The 26,030-nt window shown below is 41.1% G+C and carries 23 protein-coding genes; 12 read left to right on the top strand and 11 right to left on the bottom strand.

All coding sequences use genetic code 11. The annotated features are described in order from the left end of the window. Positions 1-250 precede the first annotated feature (250 nt). The gene (locus tag ACED20_RS17535) at positions 251-2,149 is read left to right on the top strand and encodes an ABC-F family ATP-binding cassette domain-containing protein (RefSeq protein WP_294240422.1); all 1,899 of its coding nucleotides are present in this window, start codon (positions 251-253) and stop codon (positions 2,147-2,149) included. Between the two features lie 150 nt (positions 2,150-2,299). Here ACED20_RS17535 and ACED20_RS17530 read toward each other — a convergent pair whose 3' ends face one another. Continuing rightward, positions 2,300-3,355 (bottom strand): Gfo/Idh/MocA family oxidoreductase, encoded by a 1,056-nt coding sequence (locus ACED20_RS17530; protein ID WP_378106045.1) that lies wholly within the window; start codon positions 3,353-3,355, stop codon positions 2,300-2,302. A 175-nt stretch (positions 3,356-3,530) separates the two neighbouring features. Here ACED20_RS17530 and ACED20_RS17525 point away from each other — a divergent pair, with 175 nt between their 5' ends. From ACED20_RS17525 to ACED20_RS17515, 3 genes are all read left to right on the top strand, one after another. Then, a complete protein-coding gene (locus ACED20_RS17525; RefSeq protein WP_294240427.1) occupies positions 3,531-5,816 on the top strand; it encodes a TonB-dependent siderophore receptor in 2,286 nt (761 codons plus the stop codon). An 86-nt stretch (positions 5,817-5,902) separates the two neighbouring features. Continuing rightward, on the top strand, positions 5,903-6,418 hold the full coding sequence (locus ACED20_RS17520; RefSeq protein WP_294201240.1) for a hypothetical protein: 516 nt from the start codon (positions 5,903-5,905) through the stop codon (positions 6,416-6,418). 151 nt (positions 6,419-6,569) lie between these two features. Continuing rightward, on the top strand, positions 6,570-7,160 hold the full coding sequence (locus ACED20_RS17515) for a hypothetical protein (protein WP_294201241.1): 591 nt from the start codon (positions 6,570-6,572) through the stop codon (positions 7,158-7,160). Positions 7,161-7,274: 114 nt separating this feature from the next. Here the strand turns inward: ACED20_RS17515 and ACED20_RS17510 are convergent, their stop codons facing one another. Further along, complete coding sequence (locus tag ACED20_RS17510) at positions 7,275-7,910, bottom strand: peroxiredoxin (RefSeq protein WP_294201243.1); 636 nt, start codon at positions 7,908-7,910, stop codon at positions 7,275-7,277. Between the two features lie 97 nt (positions 7,911-8,007). Here ACED20_RS17510 and ACED20_RS17505 point away from each other — a divergent pair, with 97 nt between their 5' ends. Then, a complete protein-coding gene (locus tag ACED20_RS17505) occupies positions 8,008-8,895 on the top strand; it encodes a mechanosensitive ion channel family protein (protein ID WP_294219846.1) in 888 nt (295 codons plus the stop codon). A 366-nt stretch (positions 8,896-9,261) separates the two neighbouring features. Here ACED20_RS17505 and ACED20_RS17500 read toward each other — a convergent pair whose 3' ends face one another. From ACED20_RS17500 to sucC, 4 genes are all read right to left on the bottom strand, one after another. After that, entirely contained in the window at positions 9,262-11,466 is a 2,205-nt protein-coding gene (locus tag ACED20_RS17500; RefSeq protein WP_378106039.1) for a reprolysin-like metallopeptidase, read from the bottom strand. A 19-nt stretch (positions 11,467-11,485) separates the two neighbouring features. Beyond that, a complete protein-coding gene (locus ACED20_RS17495) occupies positions 11,486-11,860 on the bottom strand; it encodes a hypothetical protein (RefSeq protein WP_378106036.1) in 375 nt (124 codons plus the stop codon). A 156-nt stretch (positions 11,861-12,016) separates the two neighbouring features. After that, a complete protein-coding gene (locus ACED20_RS17490; RefSeq protein ID WP_345766481.1) occupies positions 12,017-12,505 on the bottom strand; it encodes a hypothetical protein in 489 nt (162 codons plus the stop codon). A 147-nt stretch (positions 12,506-12,652) separates the two neighbouring features. After that, positions 12,653-13,843, bottom strand: coding sequence for an ADP-forming succinate--CoA ligase subunit beta (gene sucC / locus ACED20_RS17485; RefSeq protein WP_378106032.1), 1,191 nt, complete (start codon positions 13,841-13,843; stop codon positions 12,653-12,655). 241 nt (positions 13,844-14,084) lie between these two features. Here sucC and ACED20_RS17480 point away from each other — a divergent pair, with 241 nt between their 5' ends. From ACED20_RS17480 to ACED20_RS17465, 4 genes are read left to right on the top strand one after another with little or no spacing between them, the layout of a single operon-like run. Next, entirely contained in the window at positions 14,085-14,756 is a 672-nt protein-coding gene (locus ACED20_RS17480; protein WP_294201253.1) for a TetR/AcrR family transcriptional regulator, read from the top strand. An 8-nt stretch (positions 14,757-14,764) separates the two neighbouring features. Continuing rightward, positions 14,765-16,429, top strand: coding sequence for a peptidase domain-containing ABC transporter (locus ACED20_RS17475; protein WP_378106028.1), 1,665 nt, complete (start codon positions 14,765-14,767; stop codon positions 16,427-16,429). A gap of 10 nt (positions 16,430-16,439) precedes the next feature. Next, positions 16,440-17,753, top strand: coding sequence for an HlyD family secretion protein (locus ACED20_RS17470; protein ID WP_378106026.1), 1,314 nt, complete (start codon positions 16,440-16,442; stop codon positions 17,751-17,753). Further along, the gene (locus ACED20_RS17465; protein ID WP_378106024.1) at positions 17,737-19,158 is read left to right on the top strand and encodes a TolC family protein; all 1,422 of its coding nucleotides are present in this window, start codon (positions 17,737-17,739) and stop codon (positions 19,156-19,158) included. Before ACED20_RS17470 ends, ACED20_RS17465 begins: the two co-directional genes overlap by 17 nt. A gap of 127 nt (positions 19,159-19,285) precedes the next feature. Here the strand turns inward: ACED20_RS17465 and ACED20_RS17460 are convergent, their stop codons facing one another. From ACED20_RS17460 to ACED20_RS17440, 5 genes are all read right to left on the bottom strand, one after another. Further along, positions 19,286-20,563, bottom strand: a complete 1,278-nt coding sequence (locus ACED20_RS17460; RefSeq protein ID WP_378106021.1) for a chloride channel protein — start codon at positions 20,561-20,563, stop codon at positions 19,286-19,288. Between the two features lie 575 nt (positions 20,564-21,138). Continuing rightward, the gene (locus ACED20_RS17455; RefSeq protein ID WP_294219838.1) at positions 21,139-21,525 is read right to left on the bottom strand and encodes a DUF423 domain-containing protein; all 387 of its coding nucleotides are present in this window, start codon (positions 21,523-21,525) and stop codon (positions 21,139-21,141) included. 1 nt (position 21,526) lies between these two features. Further along, a complete protein-coding gene (locus tag ACED20_RS17450) occupies positions 21,527-22,582 on the bottom strand; it encodes a hypothetical protein (protein ID WP_378106018.1) in 1,056 nt (351 codons plus the stop codon). 76 nt (positions 22,583-22,658) lie between these two features. Continuing rightward, on the bottom strand, positions 22,659-22,823 hold the full coding sequence (locus ACED20_RS17445; protein WP_294201140.1) for a hypothetical protein: 165 nt from the start codon (positions 22,821-22,823) through the stop codon (positions 22,659-22,661). Next, positions 22,823-24,151 (bottom strand): hydroxymethylglutaryl-CoA reductase, degradative, encoded by a 1,329-nt coding sequence (locus ACED20_RS17440; RefSeq protein ID WP_294240446.1) that lies wholly within the window; start codon positions 24,149-24,151, stop codon positions 22,823-22,825. The genes ACED20_RS17445 and ACED20_RS17440 overlap by 1 nt, the downstream gene beginning before the upstream one ends. 198 nt (positions 24,152-24,349) lie before the next feature. Here ACED20_RS17440 and ACED20_RS17435 point away from each other — a divergent pair, with 198 nt between their 5' ends. The 3 genes from ACED20_RS17435 (at position 24,350) to ACED20_RS17425 (ending at position 26,019) form a co-directional block, all read left to right on the top strand. Further along, entirely contained in the window at positions 24,350-25,609 is a 1,260-nt protein-coding gene (locus tag ACED20_RS17435) for a putative DNA modification/repair radical SAM protein (protein WP_294240448.1), read from the top strand. A 63-nt stretch (positions 25,610-25,672) separates the two neighbouring features. Then, positions 25,673-25,867, top strand: coding sequence for a type II toxin-antitoxin system ParD family antitoxin (locus ACED20_RS17430; RefSeq protein ID WP_294201134.1), 195 nt, complete (start codon positions 25,673-25,675; stop codon positions 25,865-25,867). Continuing rightward, positions 25,858-26,019: a type II toxin-antitoxin system RelE/ParE family toxin gene (locus ACED20_RS17425; RefSeq protein ID WP_363315644.1), complete on the top strand. Its 162-nt coding sequence runs from the start codon at positions 25,858-25,860 to the stop codon at positions 26,017-26,019. The genes ACED20_RS17430 and ACED20_RS17425 overlap by 10 nt, the downstream gene beginning before the upstream one ends. Positions 26,020-26,030 lie beyond the last annotated feature (11 nt).

Genomic DNA, 26,030 nt, shown 5'->3' with positions numbered 1-26,030 from the left:
TAATCACCTCATGGTTTTTACCCGAGTTCACGTTAAATAGTATGACATAAAAGGCTGCGCAAAAGTAGCTTTATCTTTTAAACTGTTAAAATTAATTTTTAGCCATCATTCGAAATATCACACATACATTGATCAATCACCTGTCCTTCATAAGAAATTAATCCGGTGAAGATAACGGCGGCCGTTTTCTTATTACATTTTCGTACTTTTGCCGCTCAGTTGAAGTTATAAACCAAACCATCAGTTTCCCATGAATTACGTTTCCGTTGAAAACCTTACCAAATCTTACGGCATTAAAGTTTTGTTTGAAAATATTACCTGTCATGTGAATGAAGGTGATAAAATTGCCATTGTTGCCAAAAACGGAAGCGGAAAATCCACCCTGCTGAAAATCCTCATGGGTAAAGAGATTGCCGACAGCGGAACGGTAAATATCAACAAAGATATCCAGGTGGTCCTGTTTGATCAGGAGATTGATTTTGATTCTTCACTCACGATCGATGAGTTTATGATGACCCTGGATTCGGCGCCGATCATGGCCCTGAAGAATTACCATAAATCCCTTCATTCTACCGATAACGATTTTATTGAAAAAGCGTTGTTGGATATGGAAGCCCATAAAGCATGGGATCTTGAAAACGAAATGAAACAGATCCTTTCCCAGCTGAAAATTACGGATCTTGATACAAAGATGGGAACGCTGTCGGGAGGGCAGATCAAAAGGGTAGCCTTGGCAAAACTGCTTACGGAAACCCGTGCGGAACACCGCCACACCTTACTGATAATGGATGAGCCAACCAATCACCTTGATGTAGAAATGGTAGAATGGCTCGAAAATTATTTAGGCAAAGCAAAAATCACCCTGCTGCTGGTGACCCACGACCGGTACTTTCTCGACAGCGTCTGCGATACGATCTGGGAAATGGAAGACGGGAATCTTTATATGCATAATGGTTCTTATGCTACCTATCTGGAAAATAAAATGATCCGTGAAGACAACCTCAACGCAACGATCGATAAAGCCAATAATCTCTACCGTAAGGAGCTGGAATGGATGCGCAGACAGCCAAAAGCAAGGACTACAAAATCCAAATCGAGAATCGATGCTTTCTATGACACCGAAAAGGTAGCCAAAACCGATACCCGGAAACAGGGGCTGGAACTTGATTTCGAAATGAAAAGGCTGGGCAGTAAAATTCTTGAGCTTCATCATATCGATAAAAGTTTCGGAAACAAGGTTTTGCTAAAAGATTTCAGTTATCAGTTTCAACGTGGCGAAAAAGTAGGAATCGTCGGAAAAAACGGAGCCGGAAAATCAACCTTACTTAATATTATACAGGGATTGGAGAAGGCAGACAATGGTGAAATCGAAACGGGAGAAACCATCCATTTCGGATATTTTTCGCAGAAAGGACTTACCTATAAAGAAGACGAAAGGGTAATTGATTTTATTAAAGAAGTGGCGGAACATTATCCTTTGGCCAATGGGAAAAGCCTTTCGGCGTCGCAGTTCCTGAGGCTGTTTTTATTTGATGACCAGACCCAGTACTCTCCTATTTCCAAGCTTTCGGGCGGGGAAAAAAGAAGGCTGCACCTCATGTATATCCTTTATCAGAACCCGAATTTCTTAATTTTCGATGAACCTACCAACGACCTGGATCTTCCGACATTAACGGTGCTGGAAAATTTCCTGCAGCAGTTCCAGGGTTCACTGATTATTGTTTCCCACGACCGTTATTTTATGGACCGGATCGTCGATCATATTCTGGCCTTTGAAGGAGAAGGAAAGATCCGTGATTTTACCGGTAATTTCTCCGAATACCGCGAAGCAAAAAGCAAGGAAGAAACACTGGAAAAATCGGCCGCAGTAAAACCGGAGCCTGTAAAAGAAGCTGTGCAGGCTTCAAACACCCCAAGCAATTCCAAAAAGAAAAGGCTTTCCTTCAAAGAGCAGCGTGAACTGGAAACCATCGAAAAAGAAATGCCCGAACTGGAAGAACAGCGCGCAAAAATCTTCGATCAGCTGAATAATGAAAGCGATTATGAAAAGATCTCCAAATTATCCGCCGATCTGGAAAATATTTCCGGAAAACTTGAAGACCACGAAATGCGCTGGCTGGAGCTTCAGGAAATGCTGGGAGAAGCTTAATGAGTGGGGGTGTCGGGACGTTTGAGGGTTAGAGAATAAGAGAGTTATTAGAGCATGAGAGTTTTAGGATTAATCATTCATTTTTAAACACATTCAATTACTCTAAAACACTCACACCCTCTAGCACTAAGACCCTCACACTCTAAGACTCTACAGGTAAACCACCCTCTCCCCGGCGGCACTTTCCAGCGCAGCATCGATGATTTTCATATTTCTGATGATTTCTTCAGCGGGTGAAGGCAAAGCATAACCGAAAACAATAAATTCGTAAATCTGCTGGTAATAATTCATATAATTTCCAGGTTCGCTGAAGGTCCATATTCTTTCAGTTTCTTTATTTTCATTTAAAAAATTCAGAATTCCGTCTGATTCCTTTAACGGTTTGGTCCAGTCTTCACCGTATTTAGGAACTGCACCTCCAACCAGTTCATTTTCCTGGTCATCGGATCTTTCCTGTAAGAAGCTTCCTTTTTCACCATGGATGGCATAAGCATAATGCGCTTCTTTTGTAAATACGGAAGATTTCAGCCTTACTCGAAGATCATTTTGATAGAACAGAATAATTTCAAAATAATCATTGGCGAATTCTTTCCCTTTCATTGAGAACACATCGGCAAAAAGCTTTTCAGGGAAACCGAAATATTGTACCGCCTGATCTACCAGATGGGATCCCAGATCGTGCAACGAACCGGAACCTGTTGCTTCAGGATTTTCTTTATGCGCTTTCCCACTCGGATCGGTACGGAACCTGTCGAAACGGATCTCCGCTTCTTTAATGATACCAAGCTTTCCTTCGCTTATGATCTTCTGCACCTGAAGGTAATCGCGGTCGAATCTCCGGTTCTGGTAAACACTCAGAAACAGCCCTTTCTCCTCGGCCAGCTGCACCAGTTGCTCGGCTTCCGCTACATTCACGGTAAAAGGTTTTTCTACCACTACATTTTTCCCGGCTTCCAAAGCTTTTTTTACATATTCGAAATGGGTCTGCACTGGGGTATTAACAACAACCAGTTCAATATCCGCATTTTGCAGCATCTCCTCTACCGACCGATAAATGATGGCATCAGGATACTTCTCTCTGGAATCTTCCCTGCTCCGCTCTACAATGGCTGATAAAGAAAATCCGGGATGTTCTTTCAGGAACGGGGCATGGAATACTTTTCCGCTCATCCCGAAGGCACAAAGCCCAACTTTTACTAATTGCATCTTATTATTTTTAACAAATATATTTATAAAATTTTCATTTCCCATGACACCCAGATTCTGAACGCTCATCATGTATCAGAAAGAACTGACAAAAGTCACTATTTTTATTTTGAATAAATCTAAATAAAACATACATTTGCGCCTTATTTAAAACCACTCTAAATAATAAACTTATATGAAACAGCAGCTGGTGACTTTGGGATTATTATTCACAGCCGTATCCTTAGGTGCACAAATGAAAAATACCGAAGCGGATACCGTGAGGATCCAGACGATCGAAGACGTCAATCTTCACAAAACCGGAAATCCGAATAAAGCGAGGCCATTATCTACCAAATCGAATCTTACGATGATGGAAACGCCTCAGCCTATTGCCATTGTGACGCATGAAATTATAGAGCAGCAACAGGCCAAGCAGCTGAGCGACGTACTGCAGAATGTAAACGGTATTTATGTAACATCTTCCAGGGGAAATTCACAGGACAGTTTCGGCGGACGCGGTTTCATCTTGGGAAATGATAATATTTTTAAGAATGGCTCAAGAATCAACAGCGGTGTATTCCCTGAAGTAACAGGACTGGAAAGAGTTGAGGTGTTGAAAGGAGCCAACGCCATGCTGTACGGAAATACGGCAGCAGGTGGTATCATCAACATGATCACGAAAAAGCCTAAATTTAATTTCGGAGGAAATATCGGGATAAATGCCGGAAGCTGGAATTCTTACAAACCGGTGGTCGATCTTTACGGGCCTTTATCAAAAAATATAGCGTTCCGGGTAAATGGAGCGTATGAATATGCAGAAAGTTTCAGAGATGTGGTGAAGTCGGAAAAATATTATTTTAATCCTTCATTCTTATTTAATCTAAACGACAGATCACAGCTGATTGTTGAAGCAGATTATCTCAAAAATGATTTCATTCCTGATTTCGGGATCGGCTCCATTACCAATAAAGATCAGAGCTATCGGCTGAATGACCTTGTTTCCAGAAACGTTTTCTTCGGAACCGACTGGCAGTACCAAAATGTGGAACAGGTTTCTACGAACGTAACTTTTAATCACCAGTTTAATGATAAATGGTCTTTAAATGCAACTTCCTCTTATCAGAATTACACCAAGGACTATTTTTCTACGGAAAGGGTCCAGTGGGGATATGAGAAATCAACCGACAGACTTGTCTGGAAAAGACCTTTAAACAAAACCTATAACGAACAGAACTATGCATCGGCACAGGTAAATCTCAACGGTGAGTTCAATACGGGAAAGATCAGCCATAAAGTTCTGTTCGGAGCGGATGCAGATTACGGAGTGGCAGATTCTTATTCTTATTACAACCCGGCCAACAGGCTTCCCTATGGAAACAATTATCTGTATGGGACAAATGGTAACAGCAATGACCTGCTTTACCTTGACAGCCCTGCATCATGGGCCAGCGGTGACGTTCCAAACGCTGAAAAGCTTGAAAAGAACAGAATCAATACCCGAAGAATCGGAGTATATGCCCAGGATTTCATCAGCCTTACCAAAGAGTTTAAAATGATCGCAGGATTACGCTGGTCCTATATTGAAAACATGCCGACCATCAATACAAAATTCAAGACCAGTACAAACGGTTTGGTCGACCTGAATTCTGCACCAGGTAAAAAATTGGTCGATAATTCGTCGTCATCAGATCAGGCCATTTCTCCAAAAATAGGATTTGTGTATATGCCTAATGATAATTTTTCAGCATTTGCAACCTACACCAATTCATTTGTCGCGAATGTCGGGAAATTAAGAGACGGAGAAGCCTTAACTCCAACTAATATCGATCAGTACGAAGTAGGGGCAAAAAAGAATATCTGGAACAATGCCTTGGCAATCAATCTGACAGTGTACCAGATTTTATACAGAAATTATTATCAGGCTGCGCTGGATGACAAAGGTAATCCTGTCGATCCGACAGGTCTTACCAAAGATTTTGCAGGAAAAATGAGAAGCCGCGGTGTTGAGCTGGACATTACGGGAAATCCTACTGAAAACTTATCCATTATCGGAGGATTCTCTTACAATAATTCAGTGTATCTGGACACTCCGGAGATTTTCGGGTATGTTGAAAATCAAAGATTAGTAAGAACTCCTGCCACTACAGCCAGTGCATCGGTATTCTATAAGTTCACCAAAGTTGTCCCTGGATTGAAAATCGGAGTCGGAGTTTATTACATCGGTGACAGACTGGCGGGATGGAACGATACGAAAACAGGATCAAACAGCTTACAGCTAAGAAACGGCACCAGCAGAATCTTCGAACTAAAAGACTACACAACGGTTTCTTTATCAGCCGGATATGAATGGAAAAAATTCATAATCCAGGCAAAAGTCGGAAACCTTTTCGATGTGGTAAATTACAATGTTCATGAGAATTATTCCGTGAATCCGATTACCCCGAGAAACTATTACTTCACCCTTACGTATAAACTGTAAAATAGTATAAAAATAATTTCTTCATGTAAAGTGGGAGTTGCATTTTTGCAGTTTCCACTTTTGAATTTAAAAACAAACAATAAGATATGGATAAGATTAAAGACACAAGAAGTTTTATGAGAATTACCCACCGCTATCTGGGATATTTCCTTGCCGGAATTATGGCTGTATATGCCATAAGCGGGGTAATGCTGGTATACCGTGACACGGATTTCCTGAAAAAGGAAAAGAAGTACGACAAAATGATTGAGAAGAACCTTGATGAGAAAGCATTAGGCAAAGAATTGAAAATCAAAAACCTGGAAGTACAGAAAACGGAAGGTACAATTTTAAAATTCAAACAGGGAACGTACGACCAGGCAACAGGGCAGGCAAAATACGCTAAAAAAGAGTTGCCTTTTCTATTGGATAAAATGACAAAACTTCACAAATCGCAGTCTAAGGATACATTGTCTCCGCTAAATACTTTTTTCGGGATTTCATTATTCTTTTTTGTGATCTCTAGTTTCTGGATGTTCAACCCTAAAACAAAAGCGTTCAAGAGGGGAATGATTTTTACCGTTGCCGGGTTGGTTGTTTCCATAATTCTCTTATTAGTGTAAAACCCTGCTGCTAAACCTGCGATATTCCCGTAACAGCGCGGTTTAAATCAGTTTTAGTTATTTTTAATTCCTGAATCTAGGAGTAGTATGGCACATTTATTGTTTTTCTGAAACCACAAATGATCAATATTAAACATTAAAATAATAAATTATGAAAAAGTTAATTTTATCAGGGATACTAGCTGTAGCAGGTTTGGCTACAACCATGAATGCTCAGATCCAGAAAGGTAACTGGATGGTAGGAGGAAACCTAGTAGGAGCAGATTTCGGATTGAACAAAGGAGGAGGTTATAACTTCGCCATTCAGCCTAAAGGTGCTTACTTCGTAGAAGATAACATCGCAGTAGGGGGTTATGTAGATCTTGGTTTCAGTGGTGCTAAAGATTCTCCGACAACTTTTACTTATAATGTAGGAGCATTAGGACGTTATTATCTTTCTCCGGGAGAACAGGGAGTAGACAATTTACTAAATCACGGAAGATGGTTTTTCGAAGGTAATTTAGGTGTTGGGGGAACTTCAATCTCAAAAGGAGGGTCTTCTTCTAACGGTCTTAACTTCGGATTCGGTCCTGGTTATTCTTACTTCATCACGCCGAACATCGGTTTGGAAGGTTTAGTAAAATACGATGCTAACGCTGGTTTTGGTAACGGAGGATATACCCACAGAATTATGTTTGGCTTAGGATTCCAGATTTATCTGCCAACTTCCAAAGCTAAGCAAGTAATCAACGACGTAAAATAAAAAGAAGCAATCACTTCACACTCACTATATACTTAACAATGAAATCGTCCCGGGAAGAAATTTCCGGGACGATTTTCGTACAAATTAAAACTAAACTATAAAAAATCAAATAAATCATGTATTCGGTTGGGGCGTGTATCTCAGATACGGCTTTACTTCAGTCACTCCTTTCGGGAAGATTTTTCTGGCATCTTCCGTGGAAACCGAAGGCGGAACAATTACATCATCTCCGTTCTGCCAGTTTACCGGCGTGGCGATTTTATGGGAATCAACCAACTGCAGGGAATCCAATACCCTTAGGATTTCATTGAAATTCCTTCCTGTAGATGCAGGGTAGGTAATAATCAATCTTACTTTCTTTTCAGGATCGATAATTAATAAAGAACGTACCGTCGCCGTTGCGGAGGCATTCGGATGAATAAAATCATACAATTCCGAAATTTTCCGGTCTTTATCGGCAATGATTGGGAATTGCACATCGGTTTCCTGTGTTTCGTTGATGTCTCTGATCCAGTTCTGATGATCTTCTACCCCATCTACACTTAGCGCAATAACCTTAGTTCCCCGTTTATCAAATTCTTCCTTCAGTTTCGAGGTGTAACCCAACTCGGTGGTGCAGACCGGTGTGTAATCTGCGGGATGCGAAAACAGAATCCCCCAGGAATCTCCCAGATATTCGTAAAAATTAAGATCACCCGCAGAAGTTTCTGCCTGAAAATCGGGTGCGGTATCTCCTAGTTTGATTGACATAATATTTTGTTCTTATTAGTCTACAAATTTAGTAGAGTTTTTGAAACTGGCAAAATTTTTGTTGAAAAATTGTATCTTTAATTAAATATTTTTTGAAATGGAGAAAGGCACTCTTGGATATGTTGATGTGGTATACCGGGTTTTGGAAAACTGGTATTTGAAATTTGCGGAACTTACCCCTAAACTTGTAGTCGGAATTCTGGTGTTTTCTTTATTTCTTATTACCAGCAAGTATCTGAGTAAAGCTGCCGTAAAGCTTTTCCATAAATTTTTCCCGAAAAGCAAAAGAGAAAGCTCTCTGGTTACTACCATCAGTGTCTTCAGGTTTCTGATCATGATCATGGGAACATTTATTGCGCTGGAGATCATGGGATTCAGTGGATTTCTCTGGAAATTTATCGGAAGTTTAGGAGTAGCCGGGGTTATTGCCGGGGTTGCCCTGAAAGATCTTGTTTCCAGTATATTTTCTGGAATGCTGATCGGAATCGATAAAGCGTTTAAAATAGGAGATTATATCAGCATCGGGAATAATTCAGGAACCGTACTGGAAATCGGTTTCCTGACTACGAAAATCATCAGTGACGACGGAAAAAAAGTCTATATACCGAATCAGGTAATTTTCAATGCGCCTTTTTCCAATATCAGTGCATCGCCTCAACGGAAAATCATTCTTAATTTTGAAATTCCGGCAGATCAGGATATCAACAAAGCACGCTTGATCGCTTCCGAAATTCTTCAGGAACTTACCGACATTGACCGTCCTGAAGCAGCTGAAGTTATTTTTACGGACCTTAAACAGGGTATTTTTACATTACAGGTTAAATTCTGGATGGCTGTCGGGGCCAATATGGGTATCCTGAAAAGCAAAGCATTTCTCAAAATCAAGGAAAAGTTGGATCAAAGCGGTATCCAGTTGGTAACTCCTACCAGCATCAGCATTACTGCCGGAGACCCGAACAATCTTACCGGAAATTCTGATAAATAAAAACACAAACTTAAAAGCTTGTAAGAGGAAGCTGGATGTCAGAAGTTTTTTCAATTAAAATCACCGCTAACAGCCTTTAAGATCAAATGATGGTGTTTGTTTATGAAGGCAAAGTTTATTTAAATCACTGAAAAAAAAATAAAAACTAGCGAATTACATTAATTGAATCAGGTTTCAGACCTGTAATTAAGCAGCAGACCAAATGGTAACAGCGTCCCATTTTAAATTTCGGCTGAAGCCGGTGGAGCATTTAATCTCTTGAACGGGTTAAAACCCGTTCCTATTGATACTTCTATCTATTCTTAAACTTAACGCACGAAAAAAGCAGCCAAAAGGCTGCTTTAAATTTTTTGGTTTATACTGAACCTATTTTTTAATAATTAATTTTTCAGTCATTTTATCTGCGTTCTCCTGAATAATAGAGATTACATAATTTCCGTTAATCAGATCACTCACATTTATTTTGGTCTCGCCTTTAAAGCTTCCGTTTTTCACCAGTCTGCCGGAAGCATCAAACAGTTGGTAATCTGCTTTTTGTGAAGCATTTTTCAACATAATATTTACGACATCATGAGACGGATTCGGGTATAAAGAGAAGCTTTTTACCGAAGTTTCCGAAGTCGACAATGTACTCTGCGTAATGGAAAATGCGGATGTATTCAGGGCGTAGTAAATATTGTTTACGGCTTTTACCATAATCCTTGCCGAAGCTACAGTTTCATTTGGCAGCATTACATTGGCCGATCCGTTATTGGGAACACTTGCCGCCAATACGGTACTGAAAGTCTGTCCGCCGTCTTTGGATAAAATAATGCTTACATTCTGCGTACTGATGGATCCCGTGTTTGTTCCTGCCACATTCCAGGTTACCGGAATGCTTGTATTCCCGGTGTAACTGGTTCCTGATGTTGCCTGTGAAGTCACGGTGAATGGCCCGTCATTGGTTACCGTTACTACCATCGCATCTCTGGCTGCCTGATTTCCGCTAGCTTTATTGTCGTTAACAAGTAGTGAAAAATTAAGGGTTCTTGCCACGCTTGGTGTTACTTCCCATTTCGGAACCAGATTATTTGCTACCACGGAACTCAGCACCGGAAAATATCTTGAAGGTGAGGTTACCGGAATTCTTGAACGGTATACCGGACCTGCCGTAGCAGTAGATACCGGTGGCTGAGTATTATTCGTATTATCATACTGCTCCCAAAGATACGTCAGCGGATCGCCGTTAGGATCCGTCCCTGTTCCGGTAAGTACGAAAGCTGTTCCGTTCGGAATACTATAGTCTGCACCGGCATCAGCCGTAGGAACACTGTTGTTATTAGAGACTTTCGATGCGCAGTCGGTTGAACGCTGAAGGACATTGTACATCTCTATAACACTGGCTACATGGAAATACGCATCGCTGTTATTCTGTACATTATTGCTTGCCCCGCAGATTCCTGCATAGGCCATAATCGTGCTTCCGCTTCCGGGCTCGTAAGCCGTATTGTTATTGAAATTCCCTGCACACGAGTTTGTCGCTGCCCGGAATGTGTGGTTGGCTCCAAACTGGTGGCCGATTTCATGGGCTACATAATCAATATCAAAAGGATCTCCCACCGGTGCTCCGGACCCTGTGACCCCTCTTGCTTTATTATTGGCTACACAGACCACACCCAGCCCGGCAAGGCCGCCGCTGTTGGTCCCGAATACATGGCCGATGTCGTAATTGGCCGATCCGATAACGTTGTTCGTATTGGTTTGGTTCTCCGTAATCATAGTACCGGGATTACCGTTCGTATAAGGGTCGGTAGAAGCATTGGTATAGATGAGTAAATTATTATTGGCAACCATGACCATGGTTGCTGAAATGGTCTTTTCATAAATGCCGTTTACCCTGTTCATCGTGGTTACCATAGCCGCCATGGCTTGCTGAAGCGTTCCTCCATGGAAAGTGGTATATTCTCCGGTCGCCGCAAGTGCCAGTCTGTATGTTCTGAACTGCCCATCCGAAACCAACGGTGCTTTATTTGTTGAACCGTTATTTTTCAGCTGATCCAGATCGCTTTCTACATGACATTCAAACAGCCTGTCGTTTTTCGGCAGATCTTTTCTTTTATAAATAATAAAAGACGAAAGGTCTTTTGTATAGCTGTCGAGATAGCTGACTTCCCAGTTGTCGAAATACATCACACTGATTCCCGTAAAAGGGGTCACACTGAAACGGATCGTATTTTCAGGATGATTCTTCTGCCATCCGGTGTAAGCGCGCATGTCCGGAAATTTATCCTGCAATTGAGGCTCCATCACAGAAGCTTCCTGTACGATGTAATCCCTGATATTTCCATCAGCATCCGGAAATTTAATAACCAGGCTTTCATTTCCGGAAAAACGCTGTGGTGCTTTTTTAAGATCTGCTTTAATTTTTTCAAGATCAAGATGGTACAGGGAAAAGATATTCGGAGTGGTCCATCTCGGACTGAGATTTTCCCTGTCTATTTTGCTGTTCTGTATTTTGGTCCAGTAGTTTTGCTGGCCAAAACCCTGCATAGCCATCAGCAGGCACGAGAGAATAAAAGTTTTTGCTTTCATGTGGATGATGTATATATTATTATTTAATGGTAATTTTTTTAAATGAGACCTTGCCTTTCAGCTTCAGCAGAATGTTAGGTGAAAAACGGCTTTCCTTTCTGAAATCGGGATTTTCAAACGCTTTTACCTGTACGTACAGAATATCTTTATTTAATACAACAGATTCCACAGAGATATCGTTGCTGTTTTTAAGATCGGGTTTTATAACCAGATAGGTCTCATTTTCCATCACTGCGGGAATGGGCGAAAACCGTTTTCCGTTCGTATGCTGATGAATGATCCTGAAGACCTCATCCATCTTTTCCTGGGAATCGATCATGAGAAAATCTTTTGAAGTCAGGGAGAAAGGATAATGGTTTTTGTCCTCGTAAGCAATCTGTTTTCCTCCAGGCACCGGATTACTCCCGGCAATCTGTGATTGACAATTCAGAAATAAAAAGAGAAAAAAATACAAAAACAATCTCATTTTAGAATCCTTTAATGTAAATATAATACTTTTAAAATGAGTAAATTACATTTTAACTAAAAATTTAAATCTGAAAAATTCAACTTAACGGTTTTGTTTTTTTGTTGAAATACTGTCAGGCCTGTTTCTTATGGAAGCATCCTGTTCTTCAGGTATTTTAGCTTCTCCGATCACAGAGTGCTTATTTTGAATCGTATCCGTTTTATTATCTGAAACTACGATTCCACTAGTTCTTCCGTAATAAGGTTTCTGTTTTGAACAGCCCGCTAGAAATAAGAGCATGGAAAAAACTGAAAGTAGAATTTTATTCTGTTGGAAATTTAATGGAATATAATTAAAAAATTTATCTTTTAACCAATCTTTCCTGCCGGGCTGATCCAATTGATGATTATAGAATCTTCCGCAAATCCGCTCTTCATATTTTTCTTCTATAATCTGTTTGATTTCCTCCCGTTTCATTTGCGTAAAATCAATCACACACTTGCAGCAGACCGAACAGAACCTGCCTTTTTCATCAGGAGACATAAGATCCCAGTTTTCTGAACAGGGATTCGGGATGTTTATTTTTTCCATGGTATATGTTTTTCTAAAAATACAAAAATTATAAGTATTGACTCATCTTTCTCAACCTTAAAATTTAAAAAATCAGGATACTTGAAGTCAGGACATAAAAAAACCGCTTCAAAAATGAAACGGTTTAGATATATGAAAGTTTCAGGCTTATGCCAAAACTTCTTTTACTTTGTTAGCTGCTTCTTCCAAAGTAATCGCTGAATGTACAGGAAGACCTGAATCGTCGATTAATTGTTTAGCTTCCACAGCGTTGGTCCCCTGAAGTCTTACGATCAACGGAACCGGAAGGCTGCCCATTGCTTTGTAAGCATCCACTACTCCCTGTGCAACTCTGTCACATCTTACGATACCTCCGAAGATGTTGATCAGGATCGCTTTTACATTAGGATCTCTCAGGATAATTCCGAAGGCCGTCTGTACTCTCTGTGCATCTGCAGTTCCGCCCACATCAAGGAAGTTGGCCGGGTTACCGCCTGATAATTTGATGATGTCCATCGTTGCCATCGCAAGACCGGCGCCGTTTACCATACAGGCTACGTTACCGTCAAGTTTCACGAAGTTAAGACCGGCTTCACCGGCTTCAACATCCATCGGATCTTCTTCTCTCGTATCTCTCAGTTCAGCCATGTCTTTGTGACGGAACAATGAATTGTCGTCCAGTGTTACTTTAGCATCTACTGCGATAATCTTGTTATCGGAAGTTTTCAATACCGGGTTGATCTCGAAAAGAGAAGCATCGATACCTGTGTAAGCGTTATATAAAGACGTGATGAATTTTGTGAATTCTTTGAAAGCGTTCCCTTCAAGACCAAGGTTGAAAGCGATCTTTCTTGCCTGGAATCCCTGAAGACCGATAGCCGGATCAATCAGTTCATTATGGATTAAATGAGGCGTTACTTCCGCAACGTGCTCGATGTCCATTCCTCCTTCAGTAGAATATACAATCGTATTTTTACCTTCAGCTCTGTCTAAAAGAATAGAAACATAAAATTCCTTAGTTTCAGATTCTCCCGGATAATAAACATCTTCTGCAATCAAAACAGAGTGTACTTTTTTACCTTCAGCAGAAGTCTGTGGAGTAATAAGCTGCATTCCGATGATGTTCTGAGCGTTCTCTTTAAGCTTATCCATGTTCGGAGAGAACTTAACACCTCCACCTTTACCACGGCCTCCTGCGTGAATCTGTGCTTTTACCACCCAGGCCTGAGCTCCGGTTTCAGCAGTCAGTTTTTCAGCAGCTGCTACAGCTTCTTCTACGTTGTTTGCAACGAAACCACGTTGGATAGCCACTCCATACTTTGATAAAATCTCTTTTGATTGATACTCGTGAAGATTCATATTATTTTTATTATTTTATTTTAATAGTTAAAGGTTGACAAATTTAATAAAAATGAATAAGGCGGGAAAGAATTTTATCTATCTTTTAATAGTCTCTGCATAAACGCCCGTTATCATTTTTACCAATAAATAACAATGCGATCGTTTAACCGAAACAAAATAATAGTATTACTATCTTTTATTATAATAAATGTATCATAGGTATAGATTTTGCTATTCTAAATTACAGCTATTTATACACATGGAATATCAGGTAAAATTTAAAGTAAATGAATATTTGTATCTAAGGGATCCGGAATCCAGTGAAATCGGAAAATCTATTGTAAAAAATTCCATTGATCTGATTTATGAAACCGGTTTTGAACAGTTTACGTTTAAGAAACTTTCCCAAAAGATCAGTTCTACGGAAGCTACCGTTTACCGGTACTTTTCGTCCAAGCACAAACTGCTGACCTATATTCTGAACTGGTACTGGTCTTATATCGAATTTACCTTAAAATTAAGACTTATGGAAATTAAAGACCCGATTCAGAAAATGGAAAAGATCCTGGAAATCATTACGCATAATGATCACACGGATAACAAAATCGAAGATTATGACCTGGCAAAACTCCATGCCATCGTGATCTCGGAGAGCAGCAAATCATACCATGTAAAGGAAGTAGATGAAATCAACAAAGAAATGGTCTTCAATCCGCTGAAGAGCCTGTGCGGATTTATTTCAGGGATTATTTCGGATGTAAAGCCCGATTTTCCCTACCCGCGTTCCTTTGCCAGCACCTTACTTGAAACCGCGCACGACCAGCAGTTTTTCAGCGAGCACCTTCCGAAACTTACCGATAACGGCATAAAAAATAAACATCAGCAATACGTCCTGGAATACCTGAGGCATATTACCTTTAATCTTTTATAAATTTTTATATGGAAGCAACACCTAAGGAACAGGGATATAAACTTTTTAAGTACATCACCAAAGAAAAAAAAGATGTTACCAACATTTATTTTTATGCGATTCTCAACGGTCTGGTGCAGCTTAGCGTACCGTTAGGGATACAGTCTATCGTAAGCTTTGTAATGGGAGCAACCATGGCAACCTCCATTTATATTCTGATTATTTTTGTCGTTTTAGGGACATGGCTCGTCGGATATTTCCGGTTGAAGGTCATGCAGATTATTGAGAAAATCCAGCAGAAGATCTTTGTGGAATTTTCCATAGCCTTTGCCGAAAAGCTGCCGAAGGTGAATCTATCCGGTACGAGGAAATATTATCTTCCTGAGTTGGTCAACCGTTTTTTCGATACACAGAACCTACAGAAAGGAATCTCGAAGATCCTGCTGGAAATTCCGGCAGCCATTATACAGATCGTTTTCGGCATCGTCCTTCTTTCTTTTTACCATCCATGGTTCCTGTCTTTTGGAGCTCTGGTTATCCTTTGTGTCGTGATCATTTTTAATTTTACCCTGGAGAGCGGAATCAAATCCAGCCTTGAAGAAAGCGACAAAAAGTATGAAACAGCCTCATGGATCGAAGATATTGCCGCGTCGGTAAAAACTTTTAAAATCAATTCCGAAAGCGAAACCCACCTGAAAGGAGCTGATGAACGTGTGCTAGGCTATCTGGATCACCGGACCTCCCATTTCAGGGTATTGGTCATCCAGTATAAAACCATTATCGCTTTCAAAGTGATTATTACTTTGGCAATGCTTGCCATCGGAACCTATCTCCTGGTGAATCAGAAACTAAACATCGGGGCGTTCATCGCTACCGAAATCGTTGTTTTAAGTATCATGTCGGCAGTCGAAAAACTGATTGTCAGCCTTGAAAGCTATTACGACGTGATTGCTTCCCTGGCAAAACTGACCAAAGTAACGGAACTGGAAGAAGAGAAAAACGGAGAAATCGTTCCGGCCCAGAAAGAAGAAGGTATGGAAGTAGAGTTTAAGAATGTGGATTTCAATTTCAACAATAATATCCATATCCTCCAGGATATTAATTTCACGATCAAAGAAAATACGCTTACCGTTATTACCGGTGAGCTTGGGTCCGGCAAATCCCTCCTGCTCAACATGATGGCCGGATTTTATCCTCCCACGGCAGGAAGCATCCTGATTAATAAAATCCCGCTGAAAAACATTGATAAAGACAAGCTCAGAATGGAAATGGGGGTTTATCTGGAAGACATGCGGATCATTCAGGGGACGGTTCAGGACAATATCCTTCTAGGTAATGAAAACATAAATACCGAAGAAGTACTGGAACTTTCGGAAAAAATAGGAGCTGAAAATATTTCAAGCCAGTTTACCAGCGGATTTTTTACCAACATAAGCGAGACAGATCCCGAAATTTCATTCAGCTCCAAGAAAAAAATTCTGTTGCTCCGGGCTATGGCCGGCAACAAAAAACTGTTGCTCCTTGAAGATCCTATTGACGGGATGAATGACACCTTTAAATATAAAATGCTGCAGTATCTTGAGGAGATCAAGCACAAGACGACAATTGTTATTGTTTCACAGAATTCCGAAATTTTGCATTACGCAGACCAGCACATTCATGTAGAAAACGGAAGTATTAAATATTTATCTTAAAAATACAGGTATGAAAATTCAGTCATTCGATAAAATATACAACATCCATAAAAAATCGCGGGTAAAAAGATGGTTCTTCTTTATCCTTATGGCGGCGGTTATCGTTTTGTTTCTTCCCTGGACCCAAAACATTAAGGTCATGGGAAATGTGACCTCGCTGTACCAGGAGCAACGCCCGCAGCAGCTCAACTCTCCTATTCCCGGAAAGATTATCAAATGGTATGTAAAAAATGGAGATTATATAAAAGAGGGAGATACCATCCTGCAGCTTTCCGAAGTGAAGGACGATTATTTTGATCCGCTTCTGGTACAAAGGACCCAGCAACAGGTGGAAGCTAAAAAAGGGGTGCGGGATTATTATGAAGCGAAAGTGGGAACTACCAACAACCAGCTTCAGGCCCTTGCTACAGCGAAAGATCTTAAACTGAATCAGCTTCAGATTAAAATCAGCCAGCTCAAGAATAAACTTGCGGGAGAAGAAGCCGAACTGGCAGCAGCGATCAACGAACTGAGACTTTCCGAAGACCAGTATGCCCGTCAGAAAAAAATGTATGACGAAGGTTTGGTTTCCCTAACCCAGTTTCAGCAGCGCAGCATTTCTTACCAGAATGCAATGGCTAAAAAAACTTCATCCGAAAATAAAGTTGCCCAGACCCGGCAGGAGATCGTGAATACCGGGATCGAGCAGAATGCTGTGATCCAGGATTACACCGAGAAACTCAGCAAAACTGAAGGAGAACGGTTCCAGAGCATGGGACAGATCGAGGGCAGCGAAGGAGATATTGCAAAGCTGGAAAACCAGGTGGCCAACTACAAATTCCGTCAGGGATTATATTATATTGTTGCTTCCCAGGACGGGCAGATCGTGCAGCTGAATAAAGCAGGGATCGGGGAAATCCTGAAAGAAACCGAAAGCATCGGAACCATCGTCCCTAAAACAACCGATTATGCTGTAGAAATTTACATTAAGCCGGTAGACCTTCCGCTCATCAAAGAAGGCCAGCGGGTGATGTGTATTTTCGACGGTTTCCCGGCGATCGTATTCTCCGGATGGCCGGATTCGAGTTATGGCATCTTTGCCGGGAAAGTAATTGCCGTAGAAAGCAACATCAGTGCGAACGGTCTTTTCAAAGCATTGGTAGTAGAAGATAAAAAGGAAAAAAGATGGCCGCCCAAAATTAAAATGGGTACCGGCGTTCAGGGGATTGCCATCCTGAATGATGTTCCGGTATGGTATGAACTGTGGCGGAATATCAATGGATTCCCGCCGGATTATTACGAAGTGAAAACCGAAAAAGCCAGTCAGAATGAAAAGCAGAAGTAAAATAACATCGCTTTTGGCACTGCTGTTTTGTACCTTGTTTTCAGCACAGGATTCGTTGAAGATCTCTGCAAAGGAATTTATTTCGATTGTGAAGATCTATCATCCTTTAGCCGTAAAATATCAGCTTCAGAATAAAATTGCCGCTTCAGAAATTACGCGGGCACGGGGAAATTTTGATCCTGTACTCAGCGGAAAGCTCGGCGAAAAAAACATCGACGGCGTGCAATATTACCGGCAGAAAAATCTGGAACTTGGTATTCCCACCTGGTACGGAATCGATATTACGGGAAGCTATAATTACCTGGAAGGTGAAAAGCTCAATAACAGCGATACGAAAGGCGGACTGTATCAGTTTGGCGTAACGGTTCCACTGGCAAAGAATCTTTTATATGATAAAAGAAGGGCCATGCTGGAACAATCGCGGTATGCCCTGAAAATGACAGAAGCGGAACAGGCTGTCCTTACCAACGACCTGCTTCTTGAAGCCGAAAATACCTATTGGGAATGGGTGAAAAATTTTGAGCTTTACCAGCTTCAGCGGAGAGCTGTCGCCATTAATAAAAACAGGCTTGAACTTACAAAAAAGACTTACCAGTTCGGGGAACGTCCCGCTATAGACACGGTAGAAGCGGCTTCACAGCTTCAAAGCTTTCAACTGCAGGAAAGGGATGCTTTTCTGAATTTCGTAAAAAGCACCCAGGAACTTCAGCTGTTCTTATGGAAAGACAACCGGGAATTGTATGATCTCACCGCCATGATCTATCCTTCCGATTCCACAGGAAACAGTGAGGCTTTCAGTAATTTTGAGATGTTGGTTCAGAATGTGGAGGAGCAAAACCTTGATCAGCATTTTTCCCTGCTGTATTACTTTCAGAAAGAAAATATCCTGGAAAGCGAGCGGAGGCTTAAATGGCAGAGCTTTCTTCCCAAGCTGGATTTCACCTATAATTTTTTCAATAAAGAAAATTACCGGGCCGATTATCTCCCGCTTTTTGATAATAATTTCCAGTATGGGCTGAAACTGGAGATTCCTATTTTTCAACGGGAAGCCAGGGCCAATTATGAAGTTGCCACGCTTAAACTGGCACAGAATACCCTGGATACCCAGATTAAAAGAAGGGAGCTTGAAACCAAAATCCAGACCTATAAAAATGAGATTTTAAACTATCATACACAGATCGATATCGCACGGGAAAATCTTACCAATTACCAGCGGCTGCTTCAGGCGGAAGAAACCCGTTACAGCAACGGAGAAAGCTCTTTGTTCCTGATCAATTCCAGGGAAAATAAAATGATCGATGCCCAGGAAAAATTCATCCTGCTGAATAATAAATTCCTGAAAAGCTACAATAAGCTGAAGTGGATGAGGGAGAATTTCCTCTACAATAATGGAAACTCAAAGTAGAAATCAGGTAACAAACGGGAAAAGTGGTGCTGGAGGCTGGAAGTTTTCGTGTCAATATATCGCCAATCCACTTATTATCAAATTTACATTATAAAAAAGTTCGGGAAAAACCTGAACTTTTTATATTTTATTCTTCTGATAACTGATGAGCCTGCGAACCGATAAACGGAATTTTCGGAGCGAGGAAATAGCCGGTTAAACTCGCAAAAAGAATCGGCACGAAATAGGTGAACCCCGTTAAGGTCCCGAGAATGATCGTGGTGCTCATCGGCGTTCTGGTGACACAGGAATTGATAGCGGCCATGCAGCTCACAATGGCCAGCGTCGTATCAACCGTTGGAAACAACTGGTGGATAATCAGCCCTAAGGTTGTTCCTACAAAAAACAACGGAATGATGAAACCGCCTCTCCAGCCGGAAGTTACGGTAACAGCTATTGCAATAATTTTAAAGATCAGGACAATAATCAGAAAGTTCAGTGCATAGTCCCCATTGATCAGCTGATTGATCTCGTTATGCCCGAAATACCGGGTTATGGGAAAGTAAAAGGCAATCAAACCTAAAACGACACCCCCTGCCAAGGTTTTAATATAAATCGGGAACGTTCTGTATTCAAAAAGTTTCTTGAAAAATTTAACTATGAAAATAAAGATCCAGCCGAATAAAGTTCCTACAGTCCCGAACAAGGAAGCATATAAAAAATCGTACACTCCGTTGTAATGATAGGCTTTCAGATCCCATGTGGCGCCGATTCCCAAATGGATAATAAGTGCAAACATCAGGTAACTGAAACAGCTAGCCACCAATGCCGGAATGATGGCTTTGTAATATTCCACCGCATGCTTGTAGTGCAGGATTTCCAGCGAAAAAAGGCTTCCCCCGAGTGGTGCACCGAAAAGCGCGGTAAATCCTGATGCCATGCCGGCAATGCTCAGAGAACGCAGCTCCTCCCCTTTCAATCTGAACATTTTCCCCAGCCAGGTTCCCGTAGAGCCGGTGACCTGTACCAGAGGTGCTTCCGGACCTAGACTTCCCCCGGATGCCACGCAAAAAAGCGAAGATAAGATCATTGAAGGATTGTTCTTAGGATCCAGCTTCCCTTTGTTGAAACGGATATTGTTAACGATCAGATGGATCTCTCCAGGATCACCTATAAAATGGATGACCAGCCCTGCCAGCAATCCACAGACTGCCATCGTAGGAATCACCATCCATCCCTGGAACTCCGCCAAAAATTCGGTGAAATGTTCAAGGATGATCCAGTAGCAACCGGCGATGGTCCCACCTACCAGCCCCGTAATGGCCCACATAAAGAAAGTACGGCTGAATACAAAAGGATTGAACCGGATCGGCTGATCCAGCAAATTAAAGGTTCTGATGATCCGCCGTCTTCTGTTGATTTTCATTTTAATGTAAAATTTAAAATTACGATCATCATTTGTTTTTTAATTGGTGTCTTATTGTGATCGCTACTAAAGCTTTTACACATCAGTCTCATAAGATTTTAGTCTCATGCTTTGCGTATATTTTTAGAGCACATCAGAGAAAATCAAAGATTTTCACTGAAATGTTTAAACGATCCCCATTTAAAGTGATGACGGATAAAGCGTTGAAATTTTTACAGTCATTTTACAGCATTTTGTCATTGACTCCGTCGAATCTTCGATTTCCGCAGGTATCCGAACAAGAATCCTTTCATTGCTTCTCTAATACTCTATTGAGATCCCTACCGGGATCACAAACTGTACGTGAAAAATTATCATAGAAGATTCATAAGAAACAGTCTGCAGGTGCTTGAGCATAGCCGAAACCAAACTCTAATATGTGAAAATCTGTAAAAGAAATTCTATCACAAAAGTGTTTAAAAATATTTTCAAACCATCAAAATTCTCTCCGTGACTCATGTGTCAAAAAAAAGCATTGTCACCCGTGAAAATCCGTGCAATCGTGGGAGATGATTTTCCCGCTTCTGCGCTAAAGACTAAATTCTGTTTTTGGCAAAGTAAAAAATCAGCATCAGCCAGCTTATAATCATCATCAACCCACCCAGCGGAGTGATCGGTCCTAAAAATTTCAGGTTCATCCCAAGATAATCCTGCATGCTTAAGGCATAGATGCTGAACGAGAACAACATCGTCCCTGCGATCATCAGAATGGAAATCCATTTCTGCGACGAAGTGTCGAACTTTAAAATGTAGCCTACAATCAGTAGGAAAAATGCGGCATACATCTGATAGCGCACTCCTGTTTCAAAGCTTTCCAGCCTTTCCACCGATAAAATTTTCTTCAAGGCATGCGCGCCGAACGCACCTAAAATCACGGAAAGCATTCCGTAAACAGCACCAAAAACCAAGGTAATTGTTTTCATATTATAATTCTTCTAATTCCAGTTTTAAATATTTTCCTGTTTTCTCATCCCGCCAGGTTCCGGTGACTTTATTGCCTTTCAGATCGGCATCGATCAAAGCTTGTACCATCCACTGCTTTGCCTCTTCACTGTATTCACCGCTCTCTACCAGAGACATATGGTTCCCCTTTACTCTGCCGTGCCATTCGATCAGTTTTTTACTGCTCTCGTACCAGTATTTTGCGGAGAAGGAACCATCTTCATACACGTCGCCCATTAAAACCGTTACCGGATATTTACCGTCGATTTTGCCGTGGTACAGCTTATTTCTGAAACCGGTCTGATTTACCTGCTTTGAGCCGGACAGCAAATTTTTCGCATAAGAACTCCAGTATTTTTCAAGTTCTTTAAAGGTAAACTCTACCTCATGACTGCCCAGTTCGTCCAGAGCCCTCATTGCATGGTTGAAACATCTTTCCGCAATGAATTTTATTGTATCCTTTGCAAAATAATACTTAATGCTTTCCAGGGTATATTCCGTAGAACAGCCTTCGTACATAGCAATCTGGTCCTGCACTTCTTCAGAAGGGTTTTTCTGCGATTTTAAATCCGTGAGAAAATCATTGATTCTTTTTCGGACCTTCTTGCGAATGATGCCTTCTATTATTTGAACAGCCTGAGGCTGAAAAAGGTCTTCTGCATTAATCAGATTTCCGGTTCTGAGATCAAAATTTTTCCATATGCTGAAACCTTCGGGATAAGCACCTGAAGCTTCTCCTTCCAAAGCGATACTTAAAATATTTTCCGGTGTCTCCATTTTCTTCCAGCTATAAAAATAAATGTAGTTGGAGAATGATGTTTTACCGGAAGAAACCCGGCCAGACGGCTTTCCTGCCGAACCGGGGATATATTCCAGCTGATCCACCTGCAGATAAGTATTGATCTTGTCTGCAATTTTTGAGGCCTGCGGGTAAGAAACTACGGGAAAAACAAAATCTTCTGATTTGGGCGGCAGATCGGTAATCGTTACGTTCTTCTGCTGGGAGAAGCTCATTGCGGGAATGAATAACAATAACAAAATTTTTGTAGGGGCACACACATGAAATATTTTCCACATTGTAGAAAACATTTCGTGAACAACCATAGAAAATAGGTTATTTATTTTCATTGAACATATAAATTTTAAAGGCCAAGGCCACCAATCCGATTACGATAAACATCCAGGCAAATTTTTTATTCCTTGCAAACCCAGGATCTTTGGTCAGCTTCAGGAAAATCCCAAAAGCGAGCATCAGCGCGGAGACTATTATTCCAAACATTATTTTTCTCTCAATCGGTTAAATTCATTAATCACCTCGTGATGGCTTACCGTTTTATCTTTGAAATACGTCACAAAGTGTTGCTTTTCCTCTTCGGTAGCGCCCATCTGGTTTAAAATATTCAGCAAATGCATCTTCATATGCCCTTTCTGGATTCCTGTGGTTACCAACGAACGGAGTGCCCCGAAATTCTGGGCCAGCCCCGAAACCGCCAGGATGCTCATCAGTTCTTGTGCCGACGGTTTTCCTAAGAGTGCTAAAGAAAATTTAACCAAAGGATGCAGATTCGTTAAACCTCCCACAACTCCCACTGAAATAGGAAGATCGATCCAGAATCTGAAAATACCGTTGTCCGTAGTACAGTGCGTTAAAGAAGAATATTTCCCGTTTCTTGCGGCATACGCATGGGCACAGGCTTCGGTAGCTCTGAAATCGTTTCCGGTAGCGATCACCACGGCATCCACTCCGTTCATAATTCCTTTGTTGTGGGTCGTGGCACGGAAAGGCTCGATTTCAGCAATGGTAACGGCCTGTTTGAATTTCCAGGCAAATTCTTCATTGGAAATTCCGCTGTCGTCTTTCAGGTCTTCAATTTTACAGGAGACCTCAGCCCTTACCAGGCAATCCGGTGTGAAATTCGACAGAATATTCATAACGATCTGTAAGGAGCTTTTTTCTTCCTGGGTGAAATCTTCGCTTATGGCCACTTCCTGCTTCAGGGTTTTTCCGAACTGCTCCAGGCAGGAGTTGATAAAGTTCGCGCCCATGGAATCCACCGTATCAAAACTCGCTTTCAGCTGGTAATAATTCGGCATTTCGGAAGTTTTATCCACCAGCTTGATGTCTAAAATACCACCGCCCCTCTTTCTCATATTGGCCGTAATCTCCTCTGTAGCTTCCAGCAATTTTTTCTTCAGGTTAAAATTGAAAAAATGCAGCAGCTTGTGGGATTCGACATTAAAGATGAAATGGGTATGTCCCAGCTTTTCATTATTGATGATAGTCGTTTTGAAACCGCCTTTATCAAGCCAGAATTTGGCCGCCTTTGAAGCTGCCGCTACAACGGAGCTTTCTTCAACCGCCATCGGAAGGGCAAACAGCTTCCCGTCGATCAGGAAATTCGGGGAAATCCCGTACGGCATATAAAAATTGGAAATCGTATTTTCGGAGAACTCATCGTGAAGCTTCTGCAGATCAGGATTTTCGTTCCAGTATTGCTGCAATATATTCTGATATTCTTCGTTTCCTTCAAGATATTCGTTAACAAGCCAATCGATTTTTCCCTGTTTCGTTAATTTGGAAAAACCTTCAACGGGTGTATGATTCATAGTGGGTGTGTTTATTTCTTTGATTGCCGGGCGAAATCGGATATCTGCGATTTCACAGCTCATTTGATGAGCGTAAATATACTAATTTGTCACTTTAAACTGTTGATAACATCAATGAAAAAAGGTTGATTTTTGTCAATTTAGGAACTATCTTTGAACAGTAAATAAGGTTTAAAATAATTATTTTCAATAATATCTATGAATTTTGACCGTCTTAAGGAAAAACTTGAAATACTGGCCGATGCGGCAAAGTATGATGTTTCGTGCTCATCCAGCGGAGGGTCGCGAAAAAATAAAAAAGGCGCTTTGGGAAACAGTTCCGCAAGTGGTATCTGTCATACATATACTGAAGACGGCCGGTGTGTTTCCCTTCTCAAGATTCTTCTGACCAATCATTGCATTTATGACTGTGCCTATTGTGTATCCAGAAGTTCAAATGATATAAAGAGAGCTGCTTTTACGGTAGAAGAAGTAGTTGATTTAACCATCAATTTTTATCGCAGAAATTATATAGAAGGCCTGTTTTTAAGTTCAGGGATCTTCAAAAACGCAGATACTACGATGGAACGTCTGGTACGGGTTGCCAAAAAACTGCGCCTGGAAGAAAACTTCAACGGCTATATCCATTTGAAATCGATTCCCGGAGCAAGTGACGAACTGATGCAGGAGGCCGCTTTGTATGCCGACCGTCTGTCCATCAACCTTGAAATCCCGACCGAAAGCGGACTGAAACTGTTGGCTCCCGAAAAAAACCGCCAGGATATGCTGAATCCGATGAAATATATCCAGAATGGGATTGCACAATATAAAGACGAAAAGAAAATTTTCAGGAAAACACCAAAGTTTGCTCCGGCTGGCCAGTCTACGCAGATGATCGTAGGTGCAACGAACGAAAATGACCTGCAAATCATCAAAGTAGCGGATCATTTCTATAAAAATTTCAGCCTGAAAAGGGTATATTATTCCGGATATGTTCCGGTACTGGAAGACAAGCGGCTGCCTTCTCTAACAACCGAAGTTCCGATGCTCCGGGAGAACCGGCTGTACCAGTCGGATTGGCTGATGCGTTTTTACGGTTTTAAAGCTGAAGAGATCTTGGACCCCAATATGCCGTTCCTTGATCTGGAGGTCGACCCGAAACTGAGCTGGGCCTTGCGTCACCTTGACCAGTTTCCGGTGAATTTACAGACCGCCGATTATCAGATGATCCTGAGGATTCCCGGCATTGGCGTAAAGACAGCAAAAAAAATCGTAAATGCCCGCCGTTTTCAGGTTCTGAATATCGATCATCTTAAAAAGCTGGGTGCTGCTGTCAACCGGGCTAAGTATTTTATTGATTTTAATGCGGGAAATGTTTTCCTGAAATATTTAACCGATCACAACTTAAAGAAATTGTTGATCGGTGGAAGCTCTTCCAAATTTCACAATCAGTTTTCACAGCAGCTGACTTTGTTTTAATCCTATCTATATTTGCTAAATCTGGATATAATTTATAATTTTGGAAAAAGCAATTTACAATGAATGTCAGTTTCACCAAAAAAACAGGAACAATATATCTCTGAGCAGGTTGAATCGGGTGACTTCCAAAATGCGAGCGAAGTTGTACGTGATGCACTCCGTCTCCATGAGTTTTATCGTCACTGTATCATTCAGGATTTGAACAAGCCGGAAAATATCTTCTGGAGCCCGAATAAGTTTTTCAAGCTCTGGTTATGAATCCTTATTCGGGGAAAAAACGTAATGAAGTTAAATCTGGTTTATACAGTTTTCCGAAAGATCATCATGTAATCTTTTACAGAATACTGGACGATCATATCCGCATCGTAAGAGTACTTCACGGAAGCAGAGATATCCCGAATTATTTTTAATTTCCTAATTG

The organism is Chryseobacterium sp. sg2396 (assembly GCF_042610505.1).
Taxonomy (GTDB): domain Bacteria; phylum Bacteroidota; class Bacteroidia; order Flavobacteriales; family Weeksellaceae; genus Chryseobacterium.
This window is presented reverse-complemented; position numbering and strand designations above follow the sequence as displayed.

Excerpts from the sequence above, each read along its gene's own strand:
- sucC (WP_378106032.1), bottom strand. The coding sequence starts at position 13,843 with ATGAATCTTCACGAGTATCAATCAAAAGAGATTTTATCAAAGTATGGA.
- ACED20_RS17445 (WP_294201140.1), bottom strand. The coding sequence starts at position 22,823 with ATGTTTGGAATAATAGTCTCCGCGCTGATGCTCGCTTTTGGGATTTTC.
- ACED20_RS17515 (WP_294201241.1), top strand. The coding sequence starts at position 6,570 with ATGAAAAAGTTAATTTTATCAGGGATACTAGCTGTAGCAGGTTTGGCT.
- ACED20_RS17435 (WP_294240448.1), top strand. The coding sequence starts at position 24,350 with ATGAATTTTGACCGTCTTAAGGAAAAACTTGAAATACTGGCCGATGCG.
- ACED20_RS17490 (WP_345766481.1), bottom strand. The coding sequence starts at position 12,505 with ATGGAAAAAATAAACATCCCGAATCCCTGTTCAGAAAACTGGGATCTT.
- ACED20_RS17480 (WP_294201253.1), top strand. The coding sequence starts at position 14,085 with ATGGAATATCAGGTAAAATTTAAAGTAAATGAATATTTGTATCTAAGG.
- ACED20_RS17500 (WP_378106039.1), bottom strand. The coding sequence starts at position 11,466 with ATGAAAGCAAAAACTTTTATTCTCTCGTGCCTGCTGATGGCTATGCAG.
- ACED20_RS17440 (WP_294240446.1), bottom strand. The coding sequence starts at position 24,151 with ATGAATCATACACCCGTTGAAGGTTTTTCCAAATTAACGAAACAGGGA.
- ACED20_RS17465 (WP_378106024.1), top strand. The coding sequence starts at position 17,737 with ATGAAAAGCAGAAGTAAAATAACATCGCTTTTGGCACTGCTGTTTTGT.
- ACED20_RS17535 (WP_294240422.1), top strand. The coding sequence starts at position 251 with ATGAATTACGTTTCCGTTGAAAACCTTACCAAATCTTACGGCATTAAA.
- ACED20_RS17520 (WP_294201240.1), top strand. The coding sequence starts at position 5,903 with ATGGATAAGATTAAAGACACAAGAAGTTTTATGAGAATTACCCACCGC.
- ACED20_RS17430 (WP_294201134.1), top strand. The coding sequence starts at position 25,673 with ATGTCAGTTTCACCAAAAAAACAGGAACAATATATCTCTGAGCAGGTT.
- ACED20_RS17505 (WP_294219846.1), top strand. The coding sequence starts at position 8,008 with ATGGAGAAAGGCACTCTTGGATATGTTGATGTGGTATACCGGGTTTTG.
- ACED20_RS17530 (WP_378106045.1), bottom strand. The coding sequence starts at position 3,355 with ATGCAATTAGTAAAAGTTGGGCTTTGTGCCTTCGGGATGAGCGGAAAA.
- ACED20_RS17460 (WP_378106021.1), bottom strand. The coding sequence starts at position 20,563 with ATGAAAATCAACAGAAGACGGCGGATCATCAGAACCTTTAATTTGCTG.
- ACED20_RS17525 (WP_294240427.1), top strand. The coding sequence starts at position 3,531 with ATGAAACAGCAGCTGGTGACTTTGGGATTATTATTCACAGCCGTATCC.
- ACED20_RS17470 (WP_378106026.1), top strand. The coding sequence starts at position 16,440 with ATGAAAATTCAGTCATTCGATAAAATATACAACATCCATAAAAAATCG.
- ACED20_RS17475 (WP_378106028.1), top strand. The coding sequence starts at position 14,765 with ATGGAAGCAACACCTAAGGAACAGGGATATAAACTTTTTAAGTACATC.
- ACED20_RS17455 (WP_294219838.1), bottom strand. The coding sequence starts at position 21,525 with ATGAAAACAATTACCTTGGTTTTTGGTGCTGTTTACGGAATGCTTTCC.
- ACED20_RS17510 (WP_294201243.1), bottom strand. The coding sequence starts at position 7,910 with ATGTCAATCAAACTAGGAGATACCGCACCCGATTTTCAGGCAGAAACT.